At 72.4% G+C, this 15,712-nt stretch carries 17 protein-coding genes; 11 read left to right on the top strand and 6 right to left on the bottom strand.

Going from position 1 to position 15,712, the window contains the following annotated elements; translation table 11 throughout:
• On the bottom strand, positions 1-705 hold the full coding sequence (locus AC3X7Z_RS13340; protein WP_186342633.1) for a response regulator transcription factor: 705 nt from the start codon (positions 703-705) through the stop codon (positions 1-3).
• Positions 706-806: 101 nt separating this feature from the next.
• Here AC3X7Z_RS13340 and AC3X7Z_RS13335 point away from each other — a divergent pair, with 101 nt between their 5' ends.
• The 7 genes from AC3X7Z_RS13335 (at position 807) to AC3X7Z_RS13305 (ending at position 8,612) form a co-directional block, all read left to right on the top strand.
• Entirely contained in the window at positions 807-1,238 is a 432-nt protein-coding gene (locus AC3X7Z_RS13335; RefSeq protein ID WP_489976216.1) for a hypothetical protein, read from the top strand.
• Positions 1,239-1,318: 80 nt separating this feature from the next.
• Positions 1,319-1,969: a hypothetical protein gene (locus AC3X7Z_RS13330; protein ID WP_489976215.1), complete on the top strand. Its 651-nt coding sequence runs from the start codon at positions 1,319-1,321 to the stop codon at positions 1,967-1,969.
• 23 nt (positions 1,970-1,992) lie between these two features.
• Positions 1,993-2,751, top strand: coding sequence for a hypothetical protein (locus AC3X7Z_RS13325; protein WP_186342630.1), 759 nt, complete (start codon positions 1,993-1,995; stop codon positions 2,749-2,751).
• A gap of 54 nt (positions 2,752-2,805) precedes the next feature.
• Entirely contained in the window at positions 2,806-4,152 is a 1,347-nt protein-coding gene (locus AC3X7Z_RS13320) for a glutamine synthetase family protein (RefSeq protein ID WP_186342629.1), read from the top strand.
• 19 nt (positions 4,153-4,171) lie between these two features.
• Entirely contained in the window at positions 4,172-7,153 is a 2,982-nt protein-coding gene (locus AC3X7Z_RS13315; RefSeq protein WP_489976214.1) for a bifunctional [glutamine synthetase] adenylyltransferase/[glutamine synthetase]-adenylyl-L-tyrosine phosphorylase, read from the top strand.
• A gap of 53 nt (positions 7,154-7,206) precedes the next feature.
• The gene (locus AC3X7Z_RS13310; protein WP_489976213.1) at positions 7,207-7,881 is read left to right on the top strand and encodes a SatD family protein; all 675 of its coding nucleotides are present in this window, start codon (positions 7,207-7,209) and stop codon (positions 7,879-7,881) included.
• On the top strand, positions 7,878-8,612 hold the full coding sequence (locus tag AC3X7Z_RS13305) for a hypothetical protein (protein WP_186342627.1): 735 nt from the start codon (positions 7,878-7,880) through the stop codon (positions 8,610-8,612). The genes AC3X7Z_RS13310 and AC3X7Z_RS13305 overlap by 4 nt, the downstream gene beginning before the upstream one ends.
• On the opposite strand, the gene AC3X7Z_RS13300 is transcribed toward AC3X7Z_RS13305, so the two are convergent.
• Complete coding sequence (locus AC3X7Z_RS13300) at positions 8,594-9,034, bottom strand: CBS domain-containing protein (RefSeq protein WP_186342626.1); 441 nt, start codon at positions 9,032-9,034, stop codon at positions 8,594-8,596. The genes AC3X7Z_RS13305 and AC3X7Z_RS13300 overlap by 19 nt on opposite strands.
• 401 nt (positions 9,035-9,435) lie before the next feature.
• On the opposite strand from AC3X7Z_RS13300, the gene AC3X7Z_RS13295 reads away from it, so the two are divergent.
• Together AC3X7Z_RS13295 and AC3X7Z_RS13290 are read left to right on the top strand one after the other, a co-directional pair.
• Positions 9,436-10,689, top strand: a complete 1,254-nt coding sequence (locus AC3X7Z_RS13295) for an HNH endonuclease signature motif containing protein (RefSeq protein ID WP_489976212.1) — start codon at positions 9,436-9,438, stop codon at positions 10,687-10,689.
• A 152-nt stretch (positions 10,690-10,841) separates the two neighbouring features.
• Positions 10,842-11,195 (top strand): MmcQ/YjbR family DNA-binding protein, encoded by a 354-nt coding sequence (locus tag AC3X7Z_RS13290; RefSeq protein WP_241005378.1) that lies wholly within the window; start codon positions 10,842-10,844, stop codon positions 11,193-11,195.
• 151 nt (positions 11,196-11,346) lie between these two features.
• Here AC3X7Z_RS13290 and AC3X7Z_RS13285 read toward each other — a convergent pair whose 3' ends face one another.
• Together AC3X7Z_RS13285 and AC3X7Z_RS13280 are read right to left on the bottom strand one after the other, a co-directional pair.
• Positions 11,347-11,787, bottom strand: coding sequence for a VOC family protein (locus tag AC3X7Z_RS13285; RefSeq protein WP_489976211.1), 441 nt, complete (start codon positions 11,785-11,787; stop codon positions 11,347-11,349).
• Positions 11,788-12,114: 327 nt separating this feature from the next.
• Positions 12,115-13,269, bottom strand: coding sequence for an IS30 family transposase (locus AC3X7Z_RS13280; RefSeq protein ID WP_489976210.1), 1,155 nt, complete (start codon positions 13,267-13,269; stop codon positions 12,115-12,117).
• A gap of 137 nt (positions 13,270-13,406) precedes the next feature.
• On the opposite strand from AC3X7Z_RS13280, the gene AC3X7Z_RS13275 reads away from it, so the two are divergent.
• Complete coding sequence (locus AC3X7Z_RS13275; RefSeq protein ID WP_186341834.1) at positions 13,407-13,814, top strand: hypothetical protein; 408 nt, start codon at positions 13,407-13,409, stop codon at positions 13,812-13,814.
• A 238-nt stretch (positions 13,815-14,052) separates the two neighbouring features.
• On the top strand, positions 14,053-14,586 hold the full coding sequence (locus AC3X7Z_RS13270; protein ID WP_489976209.1) for a GNAT family N-acetyltransferase: 534 nt from the start codon (positions 14,053-14,055) through the stop codon (positions 14,584-14,586).
• A gap of 133 nt (positions 14,587-14,719) precedes the next feature.
• On the opposite strand, the gene AC3X7Z_RS13265 is transcribed toward AC3X7Z_RS13270, so the two are convergent.
• Both AC3X7Z_RS13265 and cobU read right to left on the bottom strand, forming a co-directional pair.
• Complete coding sequence (locus tag AC3X7Z_RS13265) at positions 14,720-15,109, bottom strand: hypothetical protein (protein ID WP_489976208.1); 390 nt, start codon at positions 15,107-15,109, stop codon at positions 14,720-14,722.
• A 70-nt stretch (positions 15,110-15,179) separates the two neighbouring features.
• On the bottom strand, positions 15,180-15,707 hold the full coding sequence (gene cobU / locus AC3X7Z_RS13260) for a bifunctional adenosylcobinamide kinase/adenosylcobinamide-phosphate guanylyltransferase (RefSeq protein WP_186341837.1): 528 nt from the start codon (positions 15,705-15,707) through the stop codon (positions 15,180-15,182).
• Between the last annotated feature and the right edge of the window lie 5 nt (positions 15,708-15,712).

The raw sequence follows: 15,712 nt of genomic DNA, 5'->3' as shown, positions 1-15,712 counted from the left end.
TCAGTCGTCCTCGGCCTGGTCGGGCCCGGGCGCGGCGAGTCGTACGCCGACGCCGCGCACGGTGGTCAGGTAGCGGGGCGAGCCGGCGGTCTCGCCGAGCTTGCGGCGCAGCCACGACAGGTGCACGTCGACGGTCTTGTCCGAGCCGCCCCACGGCTGGCGCCACACGTCGACCAGCAGGTCACGCTTGGTCACCACCTCGCCGGGTCGCTCGGCGAGGTGGGCGAGCAGGTCGAACTCGCGCGGCGTCAGGTCGATCGCCCGGCCGTCGAGCTGCACGCGGCGACCGGCCAGGTCGACGGACAGGCCGCCGACGGTGAGGGTCGTGGGCCGCCGCCGGCCGGACGCGGCGCGGCGCAGCACCGCGCGGACGCGGGCGTCGAGCTGGGCGCTGGTGAAGGGCTTGACGACGTAGTCGTCGGCGCCGGCGTCGAGGGCCCCGACGAGCGACGGGTCGTCGGCGCGGGCACTGGCGATGATCACCGGCACCTCGCTCACCGCCCGCAGCATCGACAGCACCTGGGTGCCGTCGACGTCGGGCAGGCCGAGGTCGAGCACGACCAGGTCGGGGGAGGAGTCGACGGCGAGCTGCAGCCCGCCCATCCCGGTCGGCGCCGAGGTGACCGTATGGCCGCACTCGCGCAGGCCCCGCACCAGCAACGGCCTGATCCGGTCGTCGTCCTCGATGATCAGCACCTCGGCCACCCATCGACCGTACCGTCCCCGACGCGCGCCACCGCGGCCTTAGCCGCGCCTTAACCGGCTCCTCACCCCACGCTGACCGGCGAACCGGCAAGATGCGCCCCGTGAGACGTCGGATGCTGCTCGTGGGCCTGTGGGTCGCGGCCACGCTCCTCGCCGTGGTCGCCGGCGTGTTCGCGGTGTCGACCGTGGGCGCCACCATCCGCGACCGCGGTCCCGTGGGCGACGAGGTCGCCCGCGACGCCTCTGTGCCGTCCCCCACCGTGCCCGAGCCCGACGGTCCGGCCGTGTCCGACGAGATCACGGGGGAGTGGGGGGCCTTCCTCGTCGAGTGCCGCGACACCTGGGCGTACGGCGTCGGTGTGCGCGCGGACAAGCAGGCGGGCTGGCGCGCCGTGAGCTGGGAGCAGGGCCCGGACGACGACGTCGAGGCGGTCTTCAGCGACGGTCGCAGCTCGGTCGAGCTCGACGTCTTCTGCAACCGCGGACGGCCCACGCTCGGCGACCTCGAGCGAAACACGCTGGGCGACGACTGATCCTTGTGCCAGTCTCGGTGTCACCCGATGGACCGCAGCCCGCGTCCCCATCGCTGACACCACCTCACGGGGAGACAGAGATGACCCACCGATCCACCGCCCGTCCCACCGTCCCATCCGGCGCCCTCCGGTCGCTGGCCACCGCGCTCGCGGGCGTCGCGCTGCTCGCCGGCTCGCTGGCGTCCGCGCCCGCCCACGCCCGGCCGGCCCCCGCTGAGCCCGCCGAGCGCGCTGCCGCTCGTACGACCCTGACCTTCACCGTCGAGGACTGCGAGGGCTGCCGGATCCAGCTCGTCAACGCCCGGCGCACGCTGGACGCCCACGTGGTCCACGTGTGGCAGTCGCGCACCAGGAAGGTGCGCGACGGATCGGTGACCTTCCGCGTCGCGACCCGGCGCACGTGGGGGATGTCGGCCACCGTCGTCGCGCCCTGGGAGGGCCACACCGGCTATCTCGCCACCGTGGCGTGGCGCTACAACGGCAAGCGCGTCGGCGACCCCGTCACCGTGGAGGAGGCCGTGACCAAGCGGCGCGCGTCGGCGTGCTGGGAGGGCGTCCGCAGCCGGAGGGTCACCGTGCCGCTCGTCGTGGAGAAGGTGCGGGTGGGCGGCGTGCACGAGGAGGTCAACGGCAGCATCGCCTTCGTGCCCACCACCCAGAGCTGGCTCGCGCCGATGCGCGAGGTCTGGGACGGCGTCCTCGGGTCGCAAGACATCAACATCTGCCGCTGACGGTGGTGCTAGCGTCCGAGCGCATGAGCGGGCGCCACGCGTTCACCTCGCGCCCCGTCGGTGTCTTCACCGTCGTGGTCACGGGCGTGATCGGCGTCGGCGCCCTCTACCTGGCCGCGACGCGCGCGGAGCAGCGCCTGCTCAACCTCGTGCTCGGCGCGTTCATGGTGTCGGTGGCCGCGATGGTCGGCCTCGGCCAACGGCGCAGCACCTCGACGTGGCGGCGCACCGAGCTGCGCGGACGCCCCGCGTGGGCGCTGGCGCTCGGCGAGCGCGGCCAGGCCCCCGCGGTCGCCGTCGTGCTGACGACGCTCGGCATCGGCCTGGGGCTGGCGGCCGTGCTCGACGAGCGCACCGGGGTGCGTGTGGTGGCCGGCGTCCCGGCGCTGCTCGTGCTGGTGCTGGCCGCCGAGATGTGGCGTGCGTGGTCGCGGCGACCCGAGCTGCGGATCTCGGCCGACCTCGTCGAGCTGCACGGCATTGGCATCGACAGCGAGCTGGCGTGGGACGACGTCGGCGCCGTGGTGCCCGACAGCCTCGGCACCCGCTGGGCCGCGCTGGTGCTGACCGCCGCGGCGGGCGCGCCGTCGTACCGGTGGCGACCGAGCCGGCTACTGCTTCCCCTCGACCGCGAGCCCGACCCGCCGGGCATCCACCTGCGCGTCGGGCTGGTGGCCGAAGAGGCCGAGCTGCGGCGCCTGCTTCGCGAGCTGCACATCGCCGACAGGGCCCGGCGCGAGGCGCTGATCGGCGGCGGGATGCCGTCGGACGCGGGTTTCTGACTCGGCTGCTGACACCCTCCGACCCTCGTGTCGCGCTGGCCCTAGGCTGGTGGCATGGGCAAGCAAGAGGACTTCGTGATCCGGGCGCTCGAGGAGCGTGACGTCCGGTTCGTGCGGCTGTGGTTCACCGACGTGCTGGGCTTCCTCAAGAGCGTGAGCGTCGCACCGGCCGAGCTCGAGAACGCGTTCGAGGAGGGCATCGGGTTCGACGGCTCGGCCATCGAGGGATTCGCCCGCGTCTACGAGTCCGACATGCTCGCGCACCCCGACGCCTCGACGTTCCAGATCCTGCCATGGCGCACCGGCGACGAGGGCGGCCCGGCCACCGCGCGGATGTTCTGCGACATCGTGATGCCCGACGGCAGCCCGTCCTACGCCGACCCGCGCCATGTGCTGAAGCGGACCCTGAGCACCGCCGCCGACAAGGGCTTCACCTTCTACACCCACCCCGAGATCGAGTTCTACCTGTTCAAGGACGTGCCGGGGAAGGGCGACGAGCCGGAGCCGGTCGACCGCAGCGGCTTCTTCGACCACACCGCCCAGTCGCGAGGCGCCGACTTCCGCCGCGACGCCATCACGATGCTCGAGGCGATGGGCATCTCGGTCGAGTTCAGCCACCACGAGGGCGGCCCGGGCCAGCAGGAGATCGACCTGCGCTACGCCGACGCGCTGACCACCGCCGACAACATCATGACCTTCCGCACGGTCATCCGGGAGGTCGCCCTCGGCCACGGGATCTGGGCGTCCTTCATGCCCAAGCCGTTCACCACCCACCCTGGGTCGGGCATGCACACCCACGTGTCGCTCTTCGAGGGCGATCGCAACGCCTTCTTCGAGGCCGGCGCGCAGTACCAGCTCTCCAAGACCGGCCGGCAGTTCATCGCCGGGATCCTGCGCCACGCGGGCGAGATCAGCGTGGTCACCAACCAGTGGGTCAACTCCTACAAGCGCCTGCTCGGTGGGGGCGAGGCCCCGTCCGGCGTGTGCTGGGGCCACAACAACCGGTCCGCCATGATCCGGGTGCCGATGTACAAGCCCAACAAGGGCCAGTCCACCCGCATCGAGCTGCGCACGATCGACCCGGCCTGCAACCCCTACCTCGCCTTCGCGGTCGTCCTGGCCGCGGGCATGAAGGGCATCGAGGAGGGCTACGAGCTGCCCCGCGAGGCCGAGGACGACGTCTGGTCGCTGACCGAGCGGGAGCGCAGGGCACTCGGCATCGCGCCGCTGCCGCGCAGCCTGTGGGACGCCATCGGGATCGCCGAGGACTCCGAGCTGCTGGCCGAGACGCTCGGCGAGCACGTCTTCGACTTCTTCCTGCGCAACAAGCGCGCCGAGTGGGAGGAGTACCGCACCCAGGTCTCCGCCTACGAGCGCGACCGGATGCTGCCGGTCCTCTGAGCCCGGCGGACTGACGCAGATGGGGGACACGCCGGGGTCGTACGTCCGCAAGGGCTTCGTCGACGGCGCCGCCGCTGCCCGCGGGATCGCGCGGCTCGGCGAGGCGGGTCCGCCGCTGACCGACGAGCTCGCCGCGTCGGCCGACCCGGACGCCGCGCTCGAGGGCCTGCTCCGGCTCGCCGAGGCCCTCGACGAGCAGGCCGAGGGCACCGGCGCGGAGATGCTCACCGAGGTGGCCGACGACGAGGGCACCGCGATGCGACTGTGCAGCGTGCTCGGCGCGAGCGCCGCCCTGACCCTGCACCTGGTCCGCCACCCGGAGCACTGGCGCGAGCTGACCGACCCCACCCTCGGCACCACCCGGGCCGCCGCGTACGCCCTGCGCGAGGCGATGCTGCGCGCGGTGGGCGCCGACCCGCACGCTGGGGAGCCGGTGGCCGGACTCCCCGACGCCGAGGCCGTCGACGCGCTGCGCGTGGAGTACCGCAGGCACCTGCTGCGGCTGGCCTCGCGCGACCTCTCCCACCACGTGGCGCTCGACGACGCGGCGGCCGAGATCTCCGACCTCGCCGCGGCCACCCTGGAGGGCGCGCTGGCCGTGGCCCGCGCGCGGGTCGGCGACGGCGCCCGCACGGTGCGGCTCGCGGTCGTCGCGATGGGCAAGTGCGGCGGCCACGAGCTCAACTACATCTCCGACGTCGACGTCGTCTTCGTCCACGAGCCGGCACCCGGGGCCGACGAGGGCGCCGCCCTGCGCGCGGCCACCCAGCTGGCCTCGCACCTGATGCGGATCTGCTCCGACCACACGCGCGAGGGGACGATCTGGCCGGTCGACGCCAACCTCCGACCCGAGGGCAGCCAGGGCCCGCTGGTGCGCACCCTCGCCAGCCACCAGGGCTACTACGAGAAGTGGGCCAAGACCTGGGAGTTCCAGGCGTTGCTCAAGGCGCGACCGGTCGCGGGGGACGCCGACCTGGGCCGTCGCTACCGCGAGATGGTGGCCCCGATGGTGTGGAGCGCCGCGGGTCGCGACGGCTTCGTCGAGGACGTGCGGGCGATGCGCCGACGAGTCGTCGACCACATCCCGGCGCACGAGGCCGAGCGGCAGCTCAAGCTCGGCTCCGGCGGCCTGCGCGACGTCGAGTTCGCGGTGCAGCTGCTCCAACTCGTCCACGGCCGGGCCGACCCGTCGTTGCGCGAGGGCGCGACGCTGAGCGCGCTGAGCCGCCTCACCGACGGCGGCTATGTCGGTCGCGAGGACGGCGAGAAGCTGCACGAGGCCTACACGTTCCTCCGCACCCTCGAGCACCGGATCCAGCTCTACCAGCTGCGGCGCACGCACGTGCTGCCCGAGGATGAGGCGTCGCTGCGTCGTCTCGGCCGCTCCATCGGCATCTTCTCCGAGCCGGCCACCCAGGTCGACCGGCGCTGGCGCCACCACCGCCGCGAGGTGCGCCGGCTCCACGAGAAGCTGTTCTACCGACCGCTGCTCGGGGCCGTCGCCAAGCTCCCCGGCTCGGAGGCACGGCTGTCGCTGGAGGCCGCGGAGGCCCGGCTGTCCGCCCTGGGCTACGCCGACCCGCGGGCCGCGCTGCGCCACCTCGAGGCGCTGACGAGCGGGGTCTCGCGCACCTCCGACATCCAGCGCACCCTGCTGCCGGTGCTGCTGGGGTGGTTCGCCGACTCGCCCGACCCCGACGCAGGGCTGTTCGGCTTCCGGCGGATCAGCGAGAGCCTCGGCCGCACCCCGTGGTACCTCACGATGCTGCGCGACGAGGGCGAGGTCGCCCAGCGGCTCGCCGTCGTCCTCGGCACCTCGCGCTACGCCACCGACCTGCTCGAGCGCGAGCCGCAGGGCGTGAGGATGCTGGGGGAGTCGCTGGTGCCGCTGACCGCCGAGGCGGCGCTGGCGGAGATGCAGGCGGTCGCCGAGCGCGCCGACTCGCCCGAGGCCGCGGTCGCCGCTGTGCGCTCGGTGCGCCGGCGCGAGCTGCTCCGCATCGCCTGCGGCGACCTCGTCGCGGGCACGGACGTGGCAGTGGTCGGCCAGGGGCTGACCCGGCTCACCGACGCCACCTTGCAGGCGACGCTCGACATCGCGATCGAGGCGGTGCGGCGCCAGCGTGGCCTGGACGCGCCGCCGAGCCGGATCGCCGTGGTCGCGATGGGTCGCTACGGCGGGTTCGAGCTGTCGTACGGCAGCGACGCCGACGTGATGTTCGTGCACGAGGCCGCCCACGGTGCGGACACCCAGGCCTCGGCGTCGTTCGCGACCGCGGTCGTCTCGGAGGTACGTCGCCTGCTCTCGCTGCCGGCCAGCGACCCGCCGCTGGAGATCGACGCCGACCTGCGCCCGGAGGGCAAGAACGGCCCGATGGTGCGCACCGTGGAGTCCTACGCCGCCTACTACGCGAAGTGGTCGGACGTGTGGGAGTTCCAGGCCCTGCTGCGAGCCGACGCGGTGGTCGGCGACCCCGACCTGCGCGCCCGCTTCACCGAGCTCATCGACCCGCTGCGCTTCCCCCTCGACGGCATCGCGGAGTCCGCCGTGCTCGAGGTGCGTCGGATCAAGGCACGCGTCGACGACGAGCGCCTGCCGCGCGGCGCGGACCGGCACACCCACCTCAAGCTCGGTCGCGGCGGGCTGGCCGACGTCGAGTGGACCGTGCAGCTGCTGCAGATGCGGCACGCGGGGCGGGTCGAGGGGCTGCGCACGACGCAGACGCTGCCCGCCCTGGAGGCGGCGGCCGGGGCGGGGCTGGTCGCCGAGGCCGACGCGGCGACGCTGGCGGAGGCCTGGCGGCTGGTGAGCCGGGTGCGCAACGCCGTCACGCTCGTGCGCGGCAGACCGGCCGACCAGCTGCCCAGCGACGCCCGCGAGCGCGCCGCGGTCGCGCGGGTGCTGGGCTACCCGCAGGGCGCGTCGGACGAGATGGTCAACGACTACCTGCGCACCACCCGCCGCGCCCACGCCGTGGTCGAGCGGGTCTTCTGGGAATGAAGCGATATGCTTCATCGATGGACAAATGAAGCAATTACCTTCATTATCGAGGAGTGCCCAGGACTGCCGTCGCGACGCTGATCGGCGACCTCGTGGGGTCTCGAGCCTCCCACGACCGCGCCGACCTCCACCAGCGCCTCGAGTCGGCGCTGGGCGAGGTCAACGACCTGATGCACCCGCTCCGGCCGCTGTGGGTCACCGTCGGGGACGAGTACCAGGGTGCCTTCGCGACGGTCGCGGAGGCCGTGCGGGCCACGCTGCTGGTCCGGACGCGGCTGCTCCCGGACCACGACGTGCGCCACGGCATCGGCTGGGGGGCGACGACCGTCCTCGACGCGGACACCGGCATCGAGGACGGACCCGGGTGGTGGGCGGCCCGGGTGGCGATCGAGGCCGCCGCCAGCGCGGAGCACAGCCCGGCCCAGCGGTGGCTGCGCACGGCGTACGTCGTGGCCGACGGCGCCGCCGGGGGAGCGGACCCCGCCCTGGTCAACGCCGGGCTGGTGCTGCGTGACGAGCGGGTCAGCGGCCTGTCGGCGCGCTCGGTGTCGGTGCTGCGTGGTCTGCTGTCCCACGAGACCCAGCGCGACGTCGCCGACGCCCTGGGGATCAGCGCGTCCGCGGTGTCGCAGCGGGTGCGCGCCGACGGGCTCGCGGCGATCGTCGCGGCCCACGACCTGCTCGCGCCCGCCAGTGGGGGCGACGACCCGGAGGAAGGAGACCGATGAGCTGGCTCGGGATCCTGCTGATCGGGTTCGCGGTCACCGACCTGATCCACGCCGTGCGCCGCACGCGCTACCTGCCCGAGTGCGTCGGGGCGCTGGTGGCGCTGTGCACCGGCCTGCTGGCCGGGCTGACGTCGGGGCGGGACGTGGCGGCGCTCCTGGGCATCGCGGTCGTGGTGCTGCTGTGGGGCCTGACGGTCACGTGGGGCTTCGGCCACCCGGGACCGAAGGCGGCCCGGCTGCCGCTCGGCGTGTTCCTGGTGGCGCTGGTGGGCGCGATCGCCTGCTCCGGGCTGGCGCCGGAGGCCTCCGGCCCGCTGGCCCGGTGGCTCGACTCCCTCGCCGTGGGCGATCTCGACGGCGTCGGTCCCGACCGGTTCCTGCTGCTTCTCGGCGCGTTCGCGATCCAGCTCTCCACCGGCAACGTGCTGGTCCGGCTGGTGCTCAAGGCGACCGGCACCATCAACCCGCGGGCCGACGGCGCGATGCCGCCCACCCGGCTCAAGGGCGGGCGCCTGCTGGGTCCGCTCGAGCGCGTCTTCATCCTCGCCCTCGCCCTCGGCGGGCAGGTGACGGCGGCCAGCGTGGTCGTCGCCGCCAAGGGGCTGCTGCGCTTCCCCGAGCTCTCGTCGCGGCGCGACCAGGACCGGATCCACCAGCTCACCGAGTACTTCCTGCTGGGGTCGTTCGTGTCGTGGCTGGTGGCCCTGGGCTCCTACGTCCTGCTGGCCTGAGCGCCGGGGCCGTCGGTGCGCTCGGCGCGCCGCGAGGCGACGCCGGCGTCGGTGCAGAAGCCACCTCCGTGGCGCTTGAGGCAGAGCAGCCCGACCAGCAGCCCCTGGCGGTCGACCACGGCGACGCGCCGCTCGCCCACGGCGCGCATCGCCCGGCGTACCTGCTCCGCGGGCAGGTCGGCGCCGATGGTGCGCCCCTCGAGCACGGCATGCGCGAGAGCGGGCTGCTCCCCGGACCCGGCGGCGGCGAGGTCCCGGCGCACGAGCGTGCCGAGCAGCTGCTCGCCGACCCGGCCCGTGCCGGTGAGCAGCACCATGTGGACGTGGGGGCTGGCGAGGACCTCCTGTACGTCGGCCACGGTCGCCTCCCCGTCCAGGACGATCGGGGACCGCAGCATCACCTCTGCCACCCGTGCCGTCACCCTGTGACGATAGGCGCACCCCGCGCGAGTGTCTGCCTCGGGCGGCGAGCGGGGACCTCAGGTCGGGGCGGGCCGCCCCGCGGGCGGTACGAGCAGCAGCCGCTCCCTGCGGAGGGGGAGACGCCCGGGCGGGTGCGGCGCTGCGGCGTCCGTCCCCGCGACGGTGGGCTCCGCGCCGCTCGTCCGCGATCGAACACGCTTGCGAATATGCGCAAGAGCGCGTAGTCTGATCGGACGCACCATAGGTCCATGGCTCCAGGGCGTCGCCCGGGCCATGGCTGAGTGGAGCGAGTTGCGAGGGTGACGTAATAGTCCGGGGACCCGGGCCTCCAGGAGCGACGACCATCGATCGATCGCGCGCGTGCGCGATCGGCTCGTCGTCGACGTGGAGGAGGTCCGTGGTGGTGCACCCGATCATCGCCGCCGCCTGCGACGTCCGCGCGCGCCTCAAGTCGGTGTCCGGGGCCAACCCGACGTTCATGACCACCGCCGAGAAGGCGAGCGCGTTGCGTGAGCTGGGTCGGGCCGAGGGACAGCTGGCCGAGCTGCGGTTGCGGATCCTCGCCGAGGCCGGCGACCTCGCTGCCGACACCGCGGCCCGGGACGCCGCCGGCTGGCTGGCGCAGCAGACCCGCACGTCGTTCGCGGACGCGCGGTCCGACCTGCGCCTGGCCGAGTCGTTGGACCGCCACCGGCCGGTCCTCGCGGCCGCCATGCGGGAGGGCGCCGCGAGCCTGGCGCAGGCGCGGGTGATCGATCGTGCGCTCACCGCGCTGCCCGGTGCCGTCGCCGCCGAGACCGTGTCGCTGGCCGAGGCGCACCTCGTCGACCGGGCGGGGGAGTTCGGTCCCAAGGAGCTCGGTCGCATCGGGCGCCGCATCCTCGACGTCGTCGCGCCCGAGGTCGCCGAGCGAGCCGAAGCCGCTCGGCTCGCCGACCTCGAGGCCCACGCCCGCGAGCACACCCGGCTGACGATGCGTCGGCTCGGCGACGGCACGACCCGCATCTCCGGCCGGCTCCCCGACGCCGCGGCGACACGGTGGGTGACCTACCTGGAGGCCTTGACCAACCCGCGACTGGCTGGTCCCGCCGGGGGCGACGTCGCCGAGCGGCTTCCCCACCCGCGCCGGATGGGCGAGGCGTGGATCCAGCTCCTCGAGACCCTCGACGCCGGTCGGCTGCCGGTCCACGGCGGCGACGCGACCACCGTGGTCGTCACCATCTCGTTGGAGTCGCTCAGGGCCGAGCTCGCCACGGCGGACCTGCTCGGCTCGGGACTGGTGCCGGGCGACGAGCTCACGGGGGACCGGATCACCGCCGCCGAGGCGCGCCGCCTGGCGTGCAGCGCCAGGATCCTTCCGGTGGTCCTCGGCGGCGAGGGCCCGCCGATCGACCTCGGCCGTGTCCGGCGCCTCTTCACCCCCGCGCAGCGCAAGGCGCTCCTGGTCCGCGACCGCACCTGCCGTGCCGAGGGCTGCGAGATCCCCGCCACCTGGTGCGAGGCCCACCACCTCGAGCCCTGGCACCACGGCGGACCCACCGACCTCGCCAACGGCCTCCTGCTCTGCACCCACCACCATCACCGCGTCCACGACGCCGGACACCGGGTCGACCGGCTCCCCAACGGCGACCTCCGCTTCCATCGACGCAGATAGGAGGCACGGGCGGGACAGTTTCGGTCGGTCATCGGGCGAGCAGGAGCCGGTGACACCCGGTCAACGAGGGAGGACGATGTCTCGATGGGCCGACTCGCGATCCCCGCGGCCGCGTCCTGAGGGGCCGGTGCGGTGGTGGTGCGAGAGTGGCGGTGATCGACGACGTCCGCGCGCTCGGGTCGGAGCTCGAACGTTCCTACGAGGTCTACGTACGAGGGCGCCTGAAGTTCCGGGTCAAGCAGATCGTCTACGTCGCGTTCTCCCTCGACGAGCGCGTGATGGGGTTCGGGTTCCCCAAGGAGGAGCGCGCCGCACTCGTGGAGAGCGAGCCGCACAGGTTCCACCTGCCCCCGCAGGCCGACCTGCGCTTCCACTGGGTCCACGCCGACCTTGCGACGCTGGACCCTGCCGAGGCCCGCGAGCTCGTCGTCGACGCCTGGCGCCTGGTCGTGCCGCAGAAGGTCTCGCGCGCCTACGACCTCGCCCACCCCCACGGCCCGGGCTGACGTCCGCAGCCGAGCGGGAGACCTCACGGGGTTCGTCCCTCACGGCGACGCAGCACCGGATCTGCTGCAGGCCCGGGTTCGTTCCCCGGCTCCGGCAGATGGAGAGGTCGACGCTACGACCGCATCGCACTGCCTCGCCTTGGTACAGGCCTCAACTGACGCAGAACTCGTTGCCCTCGGGGTCGCGCATGACGACGCAGTAGAACGACTCACCGGGGCCGAGGCCTTGCGTCCTTCGCTCCACAGCTGCTCCGAGGCCGACCAGCTCGACCACACGTGCCTCGACCAGCTCGACTCGCCGCTCCATGGACATCGTGTCGTCACGACCCGTTGGATAGAGGTCGAGGTGGAGTCGGTTCTTGCCCGTCGTCGGCTCGGGGACCTTCTGGAACCAGATGGGCGGGCGGAGACCTGCCGGGTCGAAGATCCGGTCGTCGAAGGCGTCGTCGTCACCGAGGCGCGATCGGTAGTGCCGGTCCCAGGTGGTGGCCGAGCCGGGAGGCGGGGACGGCTGGTAGCCCAGCGCGGCTGCCCAGAACCGCGCGAGCCGCCGCGGGTCGTTCGCGTCGAAGGCCAGCTGCCAGAAGGTCACGCGACCCAAGGTAGGGGGCGATCCGGGGGGTGTGTCGACGCCCACCCCCAGCCACCCGGAAGACCCACGCCGAAGCCGCTCCTTGACACAGAGGGGTGCCAGATCCGGGTGCATCACGGATGACGACTCTGGCACCCTGCCTTATCGTTAGCGGCCAGCCTGCTCAACGCCCAGCGCTGGTACTGGGCGTCACTGAACCCAAGGATGACGGCACCGTTCGAGTCGGACCAGGCCCCAGGAGGCGCCGTCCCTCAGTGGGCGGCGACCTCCGAAAACACCTCAGGACATGGCGCCTCTACGCGCGCATCTCGGTGCGGGTTCAGGCGGTCAGCGCAACACCTCGGCTAGTGCTTGTGATGGTGTCTTGAAGCCGAGGGTCTGTCGAGGGCGTTCGTTGAGCTCTTGAGCGATGGCATCGAAGTCGTCTTGGGTCAAGGTGCGGAAGTCGACCCGGCGGGGCAGGTACTGACGCAGAAGTCCGTTGGTGTTCTCGTTGCTGCCACGCTGCCACGGCGACTTCGGATCGCAGAAGTAGACCTGCACACCGGTGGCGACGGTGAACCGCTGGTGTTGGGCCATCTCGTGGCCGAGGTCCCAGGTCAGGGATTTCGTCAGTTGCTGCGGCAGCGTCGTGACTGCGGCAGCCAGCGCATCGGCGACCGCGTCAGCCTTGTGATTGCCACCAGGTAGCGCGACCAGCATCAGGAACCGGGTCGAGCGCTCCACCAAGGTGGCAACGGGGCTCATCCCTTTGCCGAACACCAGGTCGCCTTCCCAGTGGCCGGGTACCGCCCGGTCCTCTACCTCGGCCGGTCGCTCGGAGATGTGCAGCGTGTTGGGCCGGCCGCCACGACCGTCGGGCAACCGAACTCCCTTGGGTCGCCGGATCACCCGCCCGGTGCGCAGGTGAGCGGTCAGTTCTTTGCGCAGCGCGCCGCGGGACTGGACGAACAGGGTGCGGTAGATGCTCTCGTGGGACACGTGCATCTCCGGGTCGTCGGGGTAGGTGGACTTGAGCCAGCCTGCGATCTGCTGGGGTGACCATCGTCGCTGAAGCTTCTCGGCCACGATGCCAGCCAGCACCGGGTTCAGAGCCAGCTTGCACGCCTTGGGACGGGTCGCACGCGACCACGCCTCACGATCGGCTCTGGCTGCTCTGTATCGCCTGGGCCCGCCGTTGGTGTTGATCTCTCGGCTAACCGTCGAGGGCGCTCGACCCAATCGAGTCGCGATGGCTCGGATCGACTCCTGGGCCGCCAAGCCCCGAGAGATCTCCTCGCGCTCCGCCATCGACAGGCGACAACGTGATCGACGCCGAGGATCGGGTCTGACCCCACCACAGCGCAGCAGGTAGGTACGCACCGTGCTCGGTGACAGACCCAGTTGCCGCGCTGTCGGCTTCGCTGCCTGCCCCTCACGCAGCCTCGCCCACAGCGCGTCGATCGTCTCTGGCGTCAGCTTCTCGTAGTCACCACGTCCCACCGCAACCTCCTCGAGTTAAGGAAGTGTTGCGCTGACCCCTTGAGAGCACCGGGATGAGCGGGCGCTCGGTTCGCGGCGGGTCCGGAGTTTCAAGCGACCTCCCTGCAGGCGTCGCGCGAGTGCGCCACACTGCCTCAGTGAGCGCCGGGCGGATGGGGAGAGCCGTATCTCTTGCCTGTGTCGTGATTTCGCTCAGCGCGTGCGGCGGGGCACGAGCCGTCGACGGCGGTGACGCGACCGTGCTGGTTGCCGAACGAACTGGTGGAGGCATGGACGCACGCCTCGAGGGAACCCTTGCGGTCGTCGATGGGTGCTTGGGCATCACTGATGTCACTACGTATCGCGACACGGTCGTCGTATGGCCGCACGGCACCGAGGTGACGAGCGACGCCCCCACCACCATCGAGCTCCCCGGCGTTGGCGAGATCGCTGTCGGCGAGAAGGTCTCCGTCGACGGAGGCGTGGACAGGAGCACCACGGGTCGGGTCGGCGGGCTGGTCGTCCCGTCCTACTGCGACAGCACCGAGATCTGGCTCGCGCGCTGACTGACTGGACCCGCACGGACGACTCGCCCCGGGGACCAGACCCAGCCTCAGCGAACCTTCCACGTCGTCGGAGGCCACCAGACTCCGCATCCCCGGACCACCGTGAAGGTCGAACGTGGGCAACACCTGATCCTCGCCCCTGTAGCCGGCCGCCCTGACGTACGCGCCGACGTAGGTGCGGACGCCCCGGTCACCCGAGGTGGAGGGCCCGTCCACGACGTGTGGGAGCGTGGGAGCCGTGACCGTCCCGACCATTCGTCCTGCTCATGAGGCCGACATGGAGCGTCTGGTCGAGGTGGAGGTCGAGGCCGGGCAGCTGTTCCACACCGTCGGCATGCCACTGGTCGCTGAGGACGTGCCGGACAGGGACGATCTGCGCGAGGCCATCGAGCGAGGGCAGGTCTGGGTGGCGCAGATCGGCGCGGAGGTCGCGGCCTACATCACCGCGGAGGTGCTCGACGGGAACGCGCACGTGGCCCAGGTGTCGGTAGCACCCGCGTACGCCGGTCGACGTATCGGTCGGGCCTTGCTCGAGTTCGTGGAAGCGTGGGGTCGCGACGCCGGGCTTCCTGCCACCACGTTGACGACCTTCAGAGACGTCCCGTGGAACGGCCCCTACTACCTCCGTCTCGGCTATCAGGTTCTCGCAAGCAACCACGTCGGCCCGGAACTGGCCCGGACGATGGCGCACGAGGCGTCGCTTCCGGGGATCGACGGCTCCTTGCGGTGCGCGATGATCAAGCCCAACCATCCGGCGGGCGCCGTCACCTGAAGGCGGCGAGCCGCAGAACCAGTCCGTTCTGCAACCGCGGCGGCGACGACGGTTGGCTGAGCGGTGCACACGCACGCTCATTCGGCGATCTCCCGAAGCCTGAACCCGCAGGCAGATGAGCCCGCTCCTGGCGTCAGCGCACTTGGCGCGCGACTGCGCGCGACTGCTCGCGTGGCTCCTCCCCCGGAGGAGCCCAGTGCCACGCCCACGTCAGGGACGCGCCGTCCCAGCCGGGGTGGATCTCCATGGCAGGTCCCTCAGCGTCCGCGACGTAGCGCTCGGGACCCGTTCGCTGGAATGTGACGACAGTGGGGAACTCGCTGGCGGCGACGTGCAGAGCCGATGCCGTCACGATGGTGTGCTCGACGTGCTGGAGTCCGGAGACACCGACGGCCTCGTAGTCGACGCTCATCGCGTGCTCGGTCAGTCGGCGTACATCGATGCGGCACTCGCAGTCCCCGCTCTCCGGCCCGGTCACCGTCCCTCGGTAGAGCCCTGCGGGGACGGCCAGCATGTTCACCATGGCGCGATTGCACCACAGCGCGGACGAACCTGCGGTGGTCATCGCGGTCGTCACGCAGGGACGGGTCCGATCAGAGTCGCAGCACGCGCCCGGCGACGACGAGGTGCACCTCGTCGCAGGCGGCGGCGACGCGTTGGTTGACCACGCCGAGCAGGTCGCGGAAGAGGCGACCGGAGCGGTGCTCGGGCACCACGCCGAGGCCGACCTCGTTGGTGACCAGGACGACGTCCTGCTCGCACCGCACCAGCGCCTCGACGACCTCGTCGGTGCGCGCCAGCACGAGGTCGTGGACGGCGTCGGAGTCGTCCTCCCACGCGTCGTGGGTGTCGATGATCGCGGTCAGCCAGGTGCCGAGGCAGTCGACGAGGAGGGGGTCGCGGGCCGCGGTGAGCGCCCCGGCCAGGTCCTGCGTCTCGAGGGTGCCCCAGGAGTCGGGGCGCCGGGCGCGGTGGGCGTCGATCCGGGCCGCCCAGTCGGGGTCCTGCTCGCGGTCGGGGGGCGTCCCGGTGGCGACGTAGGTGGCCGGTGCGCCTCCGATCAGGTCCTCCGCGTGGGTGGACTTGCCCGACCGCACGCCGCCGGTGACCAGGATCCGCATGGCGC

It is taken from the genome of Nocardioides sp. Z24_21, assembly GCF_058134345.1.
The sequence above is the reverse complement of the archived record's forward strand: the minus strand, read 5'-3'. Positions and strand labels throughout refer to the sequence as shown.

Coding starts and splice junctions, on each gene's coding strand:
- AC3X7Z_RS13330 (WP_489976215.1), top strand. CDS start 1,319: ATGACCCACCGATCCACCGCCCGTCCCACCGTCCCATCCGGCGCCCTC.
- AC3X7Z_RS13325 (WP_186342630.1), top strand. CDS start 1,993: ATGAGCGGGCGCCACGCGTTCACCTCGCGCCCCGTCGGTGTCTTCACC.
- AC3X7Z_RS13320 (WP_186342629.1), top strand. CDS start 2,806: ATGGGCAAGCAAGAGGACTTCGTGATCCGGGCGCTCGAGGAGCGTGAC.
- AC3X7Z_RS13315 (WP_489976214.1), top strand. CDS start 4,172: ATGGGGGACACGCCGGGGTCGTACGTCCGCAAGGGCTTCGTCGACGGC.
- AC3X7Z_RS13305 (WP_186342627.1), top strand. CDS start 7,878: ATGAGCTGGCTCGGGATCCTGCTGATCGGGTTCGCGGTCACCGACCTG.
- AC3X7Z_RS13265 (WP_489976208.1), bottom strand. CDS start 15,109: ATGGTGAACATGCTGGCCGTCCCCGCAGGGCTCTACCGAGGGACGGTG.
- cobU (WP_186341837.1), bottom strand. CDS start 15,707: ATGCGGATCCTGGTCACCGGCGGCGTGCGGTCGGGCAAGTCCACCCAC.